General features: G+C 31.8%; 5 protein-coding genes. 3 read left to right on the top strand and 2 right to left on the bottom strand.

The genetic code is table 11. The annotated features are described in order from the left end of the window. Positions 1 to 109: 109 nt before the first annotated feature. Positions 110 to 823 (bottom strand): endonuclease/exonuclease/phosphatase family protein, encoded by a 714-nt coding sequence (locus BOW55_RS20010; protein ID WP_129026159.1) that lies wholly within the window; start codon positions 821 to 823, stop codon positions 110 to 112. A gap of 222 nt (positions 824 to 1,045) precedes the next feature. Then, positions 1,046 to 2,242: a hypothetical protein gene (locus BOW55_RS20005; protein ID WP_164975079.1), complete on the bottom strand. Its 1,197-nt coding sequence runs from the start codon at positions 2,240 to 2,242 to the stop codon at positions 1,046 to 1,048. 317 nt (positions 2,243 to 2,559) lie between these two features. On the opposite strand from BOW55_RS20005, the gene BOW55_RS20000 reads away from it, so the two are divergent. The 3 genes from BOW55_RS20000 to BOW55_RS19990 all read left to right on the top strand — a co-directional run bounded on the left by BOW55_RS20000 (position 2,560) and on the right by BOW55_RS19990 (position 9,180). Next, complete coding sequence (locus BOW55_RS20000) at positions 2,560 to 5,634, top strand: type I restriction endonuclease (protein ID WP_129026156.1); 3,075 nt, start codon at positions 2,560 to 2,562, stop codon at positions 5,632 to 5,634. 6 nt (positions 5,635 to 5,640) lie between these two features. Continuing rightward, positions 5,641 to 7,257, top strand: coding sequence for a class I SAM-dependent DNA methyltransferase (locus tag BOW55_RS19995; RefSeq protein WP_129026155.1), 1,617 nt, complete (start codon positions 5,641 to 5,643; stop codon positions 7,255 to 7,257). Positions 7,258 to 7,320: 63 nt separating this feature from the next. Continuing rightward, positions 7,321 to 9,180, top strand: coding sequence for a restriction endonuclease subunit S (locus BOW55_RS19990; RefSeq protein WP_129026154.1), 1,860 nt, complete (start codon positions 7,321 to 7,323; stop codon positions 9,178 to 9,180). Positions 9,181 to 9,418 lie beyond the last annotated feature (238 nt).

Genomic DNA, 9,418 nt, shown 5'->3' with positions numbered 1-9,418 from the left:
AGTTCAGACATGTTTATCATTAATTTTGTGTTCTAAAGTAAATAATTGATAATGTGGTTATAAATATAAATAATTCTTAAAATTGCTTGTTCTAGTAATATTTGCTGTCTTATGGTAAATCAAATGTTACAGCTAAAGGTTTATGATCACTATATTTTGTCCACATCTCATAACTTCCAACTTCAACATTTTTTAATCTATTAATTAGTTTTAAAGAAGCAAAACAATAGTCGATATGATATGGTTTTTCAATTTTTCGATACATAAAAAGCGTATTATCTTTTTCTTGTCCTTGGACTTGGTTATGAAAATGATGATAAGTGCTGAAAATATTTTTAATCTTTAAGTATTCAACAAGGTTTGAATGATTGAAAACTCGATTGGGTTTGTCCCAAACTGAATTACTATTAAAATCACCGATAAGAATTACGTTATCATTTTCTAATAAGTTACTATAAAAATGGACAGCGTTCCAAACCTGCTCAGTATAGCAATCATGTTGTTCAGGTTTTTGCGACCATACAGCAAATACTGTCAAGTTAATTTTTGCATTGTAGATAAATAATGGCAATACATATTTGAAGTCTGGATTATGAACATCAAGTAGTTTAATTTTAAAGTCGCCATATGAGAAGACTCCAATTCCTTTATTAGGATTGTTGCCAAACCAAAAAATATCATTAGCTTGTTTTATGGCAATATCAAATGTAAGTCGTTCTTGATTTTCGCATTCAGGAACAATTAAAATGTCTGGCTGTTCCTTAAGAATAAATTCCGCTTTTTTGCGGAAGGCCATATTACAATTCCAAGTTATTATCTTCATTTTAATTATTGTTTTGATTTACCATGTTTACATTTTTATCGTGCCAGGATGGTAAGAGGACATTCTGTTGCATCCCCGGATGCCAATTAAACAATTGTATCTGCAAAATTTAAAAATTAAATTCAACATTCTGAGTATTTACTTTCCGATTTTAGAAAAACTAGGTCTTGCGATATTATTTAACCACCATTCGTATTTTTTATTAAAGCGTATAGTATTATTCTACTGTTCTTTTGTAATATTAATTCGCATATGGATATTCTCACCTTCTACAAACGCTTCCACTCTTTCAATTAACATTAAATTAAGTCGATCTGCGCTTCCGCGCGCGTGACCAACATATTGCATAAATTCGCGCATATCAATAACGTTAAGATATATTTTGTTTTCCGCCATAGCTTTAAATATTTTGTATTCTATATTTGTCCAATCACCAAAAGGTAATAGTTCAGATACTAAAACGATGCAATGTAGAAAAGGAGTTTTGCCAAAAATAATTTCATCTAAATGTTTGTCATATATTGTCGTATTGAGCATGACCTTTTTTGAAGCCCCGACAAGTTGATCTATTCCAGTTGAGACTTGCTTTTGAATACCTTTTACTTTCTTTTCCATTGTTCTATTAGTTACACTGTCTATAATTCCAAGCGCCTTACTTTCAATTAAAAAAATGCCATTTTCATAGATAGCAAGAACATCTGTCAATTCACGATAACCATTTTTGCGTGCGATTTGTGGATTCAAGTATAGTTTTTGTTTAAAAAGAGCATCAAGAACGATTGTCACCTCCTTTTCAAGAATGCTTCCTTCATCTTTATCATCAACCATTACTTGGTTTGTTTCGTTATAACCGATCACGGTATTTTTCATAATGATCCAATCCTGCAGTTTCCCCTCGACTGTTATATTTTGTATCTCATATGTATCCCCATCTTCAATTTCCAATTTAATGCTGTGGTCAAAACAATCTAACGAACGAGAAATTCTCTCATCAAAATTACCACAGTATAGTTTTTCGGTATTACCTTGAAGATTTAGAACGCGTAACTGGTCAGCAATGCTGAATGAAAGTTTTGCTGTTCCAACGCAAATGCCAAGTTCATTGTGAAAATGAATATGTGTAAAACTACGATTCATTATCGCACCAAGGGACGTGTGCTCATCAGTGAAACGTAAAGTTCCAGTAACAGCTGAGTAATTTATATGGTCGTCGTAAATTCGCAATCCTGAATGGAATATTGGAGGTTGCTGTGAATTGTCCTTACCAAAAAGGAATTCAATTTTCGATCCTTTTATTACTGATTTTATGATGGCAGAAGTTAACTTAACCATTATTTTAGTTCCAAAATTATCATTGATGAACCAAATTGATGCGGGTTCATGTAATAGTTCTGTGTATATCCTTTCCTGAATTGTCATAAGTATTTACCAATATTTTCAACTTTTCCGTAATAAATAAAAAATGAGAAGTTCTTCAATCTTCAATTCCAGTTTAGAAATTTCCCTTCTAAAACTATCATTTCCGGCACATTTTCTATGTCTAAAACCTAATGTAACTGAATAATCGTTAGTTATGCTAATTTATGCAACTTGACTTGATTTGAGATTGAACTATAGTACATTTTTATTGTTTAAAAAAAATAAAAATAAATATAATATTTGTGCAAGTTTTTTTGTTTTCTTTTTCTATACGCTTCTACATTTCTTACATTTACCGCTAAACATAAGAACGCTACATGAAGTTCAACGAAGATTCAAGAGTAAAAATACCTGCATTATTGCATTTAATAAGTTTAGGTTATCACTATATTCCACTTAAGGAACAGATTCGAATAGAAGATAATAACATATTTTCTTCTATTTTTATTTCTAAAATTTGTGAAATCAATAATATTTCACAAGCTGAAGGTTTAAGAATATTAGAGGAGATTAATCTCGAATTGGATTATGAAGACTTGGGGAAAAAATTCTATGAACGACTTACAGCAACCTCAGGAATTAAATTAATTGATTTTGATAAATTTGAAAACAATAGTTTTCATATCACAACTGAATTAACCTGCAAATCAGGTGACGAAGAATTTAGACCCGATATTACGGTTTTAATTAATGGAATGCCATTAGCTTTTATTGAAGTAAAAAAACCGCATAACAAACAAGGTGTCATTGATGAGCGCAATCGAATAAATACTCGGTTTAAAAACAAACACTTCAGACGATTTGCTAATATTTCCCAGTTATTAGTTTTTTCTAATAATATGGAATATGAAGATGGGATTGTCGAACCCATTTTTGGTGCTTTTTATGCCACTCCTTCTTACGATCAGGTTCATTTTAATTATTTCAGGGAAGACAGAGATTATCCCGTAAGACAAAATTTAGAAAGTATTCCTGAAAATCTAGAAAATGCATTATTGAAAGACAATAACCTGATGGTTATCAAACATTCTCCTGAATACATAACCAATAAGCAAGATAATACACCAACCAACAGAATACTTACTTCTCTGTTCAGTAAAGAACGCTTGCAATTTATTTTAAAATATGCTGTTGCTTATGTCGAGGAAGAAAACGCAGGTAAAATTTCACATCAGAAGCACATCATGCGTTATCCGCAGTTGTTTGCAACGCAAGCCATAGCCACAAAATTAGATCAAGGACAAAGCAAAGGTATTATCTGGCATACGCAAGGTTCTGGTAAAACAGCTCTGGCTTATTACAACGTAAAGCACCTAACGAATTACTTTGCCAAAAAACAAATCATACCTAAGTTCTACTTTATTGTGGATCGTATCGATTTGATGATTCAAGCAACTAGCGAATTTACCAATAGAGGATTACAGGTAAAACAAGTAAATTCTAAACAAGATTTTATTACTGATTTAAAGGTAGTAGGTGCTATTCACAATGACAGCGGTGTTCCTGAAATTACAGTTGTAAATATCCAAAAATTTTCAGAAGATGCAACAGCCATTACAAACATGGCGTATGACATCAATGTACAACGCGTTTATTTTTTAGACGAAGCCCACCGAAGCTATAACCCGAAAGGGAATTATTTGGCTAATTTAATTAATTCCGATCGTAAAGCGGTAATCATTGCATTGACCGGAACGCCATTATTAAGAGAAGTGGCCAAAGAATACGATTCTAAGATGTTGTTTGGTAATTATTTTCATAAATATTACTACAATATGTCTATTGCAGACGGTTATACCTTACGCCTGATACGGGAGCAGATTGAAGGTAATTTCAAAATGCAGATGAAAGAAGTAATGGATGAAATTAAGGTTTTGCAAGGCGATATCAGTACAAGAGCCATCTATGCGCATCCTAAATTTTCCCGACCGCTGCTAGATTATATCACTAAAGATCTGATCAAATTTAGAAAAGACTATCAAGACAACTCTTTGGGTGGTTTGGTCGTTTGCGATTCAGCAGATCAAGCCAAAGAATTATTTAGTTTGTTTCAGGAAAAATACGGTGTACAAGAAACTGATGCCGGTATATTTATGGCTGACGAACCTCCTGCTAAATATGGATTCAAAGAAGAACCAAAATTAACCGCTGCCTTAATTTTACATGATGAGAACGACAAATATATTCGTAAAGAACTAATTAAAGCGTATAAAAAAGCGAAAGTTGATATTTTATTCGTTTATAACATGTTGCTGACTGGTTTTGATGCCAAACGTTTGAAAAAATTGTATTTAGCTCGTGTCATTCAGGATCATAATTTATTGCAAACCCTAACCCGTGTCAATCGTCCTTATAAACACTACCAATATGGTTACGTCGTTGATTTTGCTGACATTTCTAAAGCTTTTGACCGTACCAACAAATTGTATTTTGATGAATTACAAGAACAATTGGGAGATGAAATGGAAATGTATTCTTATTTATTCAAAACCGAAGAAGAAATTCAACAGGAGATCAAAGAAATAAAAGAAACCTTATTTCACTATGAAACCCAAAATAGGGAATTATTTTCACGGCAAATTGAACAGATTACTGATAAAACAGAGTTAGTTCGTTTGATTAAAGCCTTACGAAACGCAAAAGAATTAAAAAATATCATTGCCCTAAATGGTTATGATGCCTTAGACGGTATTGCCGATTTTGATATTTGGAATCGATTGTTATCAGAAGCGCAAAATCGTTTAAACAATTTAAACTTTGTGGAAAGCATTGGTAATGAAGAGACTTCAAGAAACTTAATTAATACTGCACTTGAAGATATTATTTTTGAATTTATAAAAGTTGATGAGAGTGAATTGGTTTTGGCAGATGAATTCAAAAACATCTTACGCAAGACCAGGGAATCACTGCAAAATAATTTTGACCAATACGATCCACAATTCGTAAGTTTGCGCGAAGAGCTGGAACGCATTTTCAAAAAGAAAAATTTGAGCGAAGTGACCCAAGCGGATATGATTGAAAACATGCATTTACTGCAAAAAATATACGATCAGGCTAAAGAACTCAATCGGAAAAATGCTTTATTGAAAGCAAAATATGAAAATGACGAGAAATATACCCGAATTCACAAACGCCTCAACGAAAAAGGCACGTTAAATGCCAAAGAAATGCAGTTACACAACGCATTAATGCAAGTAAAACAACAGGTAGATGACAAGCTCGAAGGACAAGAAGACATGATTAAGAACGAAGCTTACTTTAAACGCTTCTTACTGCAGCTTGTAGTACAGGAATTTAAAAAGAAAGAACAGATCGAAATGGATCAGGATATGAAAAACAAGGTCAGCAATTTAATTGCTAACGAATATTTACAACAATTTCAATACAGATAAGAGAATATGACGCAGGATATTAACTTCATGACTAAAACCAAAGCTTTAATTGATAATTTAAAAAGTGTTTGTGCCAATTATGGTTTAGGAAATGATGGAAACGAATTTAAAATTATAACTCAGGTATTTTTATACAAATTTCTAAATGACAAATTTAGATATGCCGTAAAACAGGAAAATCCCAATTTAGTGGATTCAGAATCTTTTTCAGCGGCTTTAAAAGAGTTATCAGATGATGATTATTCTGATCTTATCGATTTACTCGATCCAAATATTCCGCGATTACAGCCAGAGCACTTAATTTCCCATTTGTTTACCAAACAAAACGATGATGATTTTGCTAAATTATTCGATGATACCTTGCGCCAAATTAGTATCGATAATGCCGAAGTTTTTTCTGTAAAATCATTTACAGGAGCAAAAGATACTTTGTTTGATGAATTAAGTCAATACATATCCGATTCTTCGCAACGAGACGCTTTTTGCAAAGCTTTAATCAATAAGTTATTCGAGTTTAGCTTTGAAGAAATGTTTGAACAGAAATACGATTTCTTTGCTACTATTTTTGAATATTTAATTAAAGATTACAACACCGATTCTGGAGGAAAATATGCGGAATATTACACGCCTCACGCCGTGGCACGCATTATGGCGCAAATACTTGTGCCTGAACCAGTAAAAGGCGTAAAATGCTATGACCCCAGTGCGGGGTCAGGAACGTTGCTGATGAGTATTGCCCACCAAATTGGGGAAGAAAATTGCACGATTTACTCCGAAGATATTTCTCAAAAGTCGAGTAATATGTTGCGTTTGAATTTGGTGTTGAATGACCTCACCCATTCGATCCCAAATATTATTAAAACCAATACTGTAGACAAACCTTATTATCTAGAAACCAAGTTTGACTATATCGTTTCAAACCCTCCATTTAAACTTGATTTCTCTGATTTTCACGCTAATTTAGATAAAGATGCCTTCAAAAAGAGATTTTTTGCTGGGATTCCGAATATTCCCAAAAGCAAAAAAGAATCAATGTCAATTTATCTATTGTTCATTCAGCATATTATGCATAGTTTAAACGATATTGGAAAAGCCGCTATTGTTGTACCTACAGGATTTATTACAGCACAAAGTGGTATCGAAAAAAAAATACGAGAACGATTAATAGAAAATGATTGGTTGCGAGGTGTGGTGAGTATGCCAAGTAATATTTTTGCGAGTACCGGCACAAATGTTTCTGTAATTTTTTTGGATAAAAAAGTAGATGGTAAAAAAATTGTTTTGATGGATGCTTCAAAACTGGGTGAAACGATAAAGGAGGGTAAAAACCAACGCACTGTTTTGACACAAACAGAAGAGAATAAAATTATCGAGACTTTCAATAATAAAACACCAATCGAAGAAGTGTCGGTAGTTGTTTCAAAAGAAGAAATTGTTGCAAAAAATTATTCTTTCTCAGCTGGACAATATTTTGAGGTAAAAATTGAATATACAGACATTACAGCTGATGAATTTACTGCAAAAATGAATTCATTTGAAAGTAATTTAAAAGTGCTATTTGCTGAAAGCAAAATCTTGGAAGAAGAAATTTTGAATAACTTACAAAGTATCAAATATGAATAATTATATTCACCTTGGCGAATTAATTAGCACTATTTCAAAAACCCATAAATTTGAAAAAGATAAATGGTTTTTTTAAATACTTCGGATGTTTTAGAAGGTAAAATACTAGTTAATCATTACACTGACATTTCAGAACTAAAAGGTCAAGCAAAAAAAACAATACAAAATGGAGATATTTTATATAGCGAGATAAGACCAAAAAACAGAAGATACGCATTCGTCAAAAATCTATCTAATCCTGAAGATTTTGTTGTATCTACAAAGCTCATGGTATTAAGAAAAAAGTCAGATGATTTGGATACAGATTATTTATATTATTTTTTAACATCCACGGAAGCAATTAACTATTTACAAAGTCGTGCAGAAAATAGAATAGGTTCTTTTCCTCAAATTACTTTTGAAGTTCTTAAAAAATTAAAAATAAGATTACCATCATTAAATATTCAAAAAAAAATAGCGAAAATCCTTTCTGATTTAGATACCAAAATTGAACTCAACAATAAAATCAATACGGAGTTAGAACAAATGGTAAAAACGCTTTATGATTATTGGTTTGTGCAGTTTGATTTTCCTGATGCTAATGGAAAGCCTTATAAATCTTCTGGAGGAGAGATGGTTTATAATATCGTTTTGAAAAGGGAGATTCCTAAAGGTTGGGGAGTAAAACAATTGCAATCTTGTATCAAAAAAATAATTGATTATAGAGGAAGAACGCCGAAAAAATTAGATAGTGATTGGTCCCAAAATATAAATGATATAATTGCTTTGTCAGCAAAGCATGTTAAAGGCGGAAAATTAGTTAGTCTAAAAGAAGCAAATCGTGTTGATGAAAAACTCTATCAAAAATGGATGAAAGAGGAATTGCAGGAAGGGGATATTTTAATGACTTCAGAAGCGCCTTGTGGAGAGTTTTTCTATTTAATTGGAGAAACTAAATACTGTTTGAGTCAAAGATTATTTGCAATGCGAGCCGATTTAGAGGTAATCAATAATGCTTGTTTATTTTATGAATTATCAGTAGGAAATGGATATTCACAAATTATGGGTAAAGTAAGTGGAAGTACTGTTTTTGGAATTCGACAAGACGAATTAAGAACAGTAAATATTTTGATTCCACCTACATCTTTGCAAAAAGCATTTCAAGAAAATGTTTATCCAATTTATCAAAGAATTAGAAATAATGAAAAACAAAACCAAGAACTGACACAACTAAGAGATTGGTTGTTACCCATGCTAATGAATGGTCAGGTTGCAGTTGCTGATGCCAAAGAAATGGTAAATGAACAATTGGGAATGGTTGTAGAGAGTCCAGCTGATAATCAATTGAAACTTACTGATAAAGACAAAAAAATTCGTCGAAAAATGTTGGCTACTTATATTATCAACCAATCATTAAATGATACTTCTTTTGGGAAAACAAAGTTTGAAAAACTACTTCATCTCATAGAATGCCATATAGTAAGAGGAAATTATAATCAAAGATATTCTGTCCAGGCAGCCGGACCTTATGACGGAGGATTTACAAAAGTATTCTGGAATGAAGTTACTAAAGCCAAATGGTTTAAAATTGAAGAATTTGGCAGGCTTAAACGTATTATGCCTGCTGAGAATCATCCTAAATCATTAGTCGATTATGGTTATTTATCAGAAGATTTGAAATTGATGATTAATGATTTTATTAGTGAATTTAAAACTACTAATTATGAACGCCCTGAAATTATTTCAACATTATACGCCGTTTGGAATAATCGCATTATTCGTAAAGAAATGATTACTGATGAATTATTAAAGAAAGACTTTTTAGAATGGGATACACAAAAAGAAAGATACAAAGATCGTTTAGATAATGCCTTGCTATGGATGCGTGAAAACGGAATTATTCCAGATGGTTGGGGAAATGAGATTAAAAGAGCTAAGAAGTGAAAAAAACATCTTCAATTTTATTGACAATGTACTGAATGTTAAGCTTGAAGTCAGATTATAGTTATTACGTTTTAAAAGTATATTACAACAAAGATATAAGAGGTAATGTCCGATAATCTAAAAAGAACCAATAATGCGTAATGTTTAGATTGGTTTTAAATATTTTGACATCATCTTGTGTCAATTGTGCTAATAAAACTATTTAAAATTTAATTCAATAAAAAAGAGACATCTAGTA

The sequence above is a fragment of the Flavobacterium sp. YO12 genome (genome assembly GCF_004119495.1).
Classification (GTDB): Bacteria; Bacteroidota; Bacteroidia; order Flavobacteriales; family Flavobacteriaceae; genus Flavobacterium.
Note: the sequence above shows the minus strand (reverse complement) of the source record. Positions and strands in the feature narration are given on the sequence as shown.